Source organism: Dellaglioa sp. CoH-56-MRSF-12 (assembly GCF_056782075.1).
Genome location: NZ_JBXAYD010000174.1, coordinates 1 through 235, shown reverse-complemented (window position 1 = coordinate 235; position 235 = coordinate 1). Strand labels below are relative to the sequence as shown.

Genomic DNA, 235 nt, shown 5'->3' with positions numbered 1-235 from the left:
GACCGTGATGACGTTCACAGCGCGAGGCCGCCCGGCCTCTTCGGGATACTCCCCTTCGTGAGCACCCAGTCTACCGGGTGCGCGTGTATCGTCCGCACCATGCGGCGCGAGGTGTTCGACAGCACGGCGATCGCCTCGGCGGGCTACGACGCGGACACCGCGGTGCTGGAGATCGAGTTCGGATCCGGCGGGGTCTACCGCTATCTGCTCGTCCCGCCCCGGGTCTGGCGCGAGC

Annotated in this window: 1 protein-coding gene; it reads left to right on the top strand. The window is 69.4% G+C overall.

Translation table 11 applies throughout. The features are described 5' to 3' along the window. Positions 1–99 precede the first annotated feature (99 nt). Positions 100–235: KTSC domain-containing protein (locus AC1RPY_RS08210; RefSeq protein ID WP_481763191.1), on the top strand; the 136-nt coding region annotated here is incomplete at its 3' end.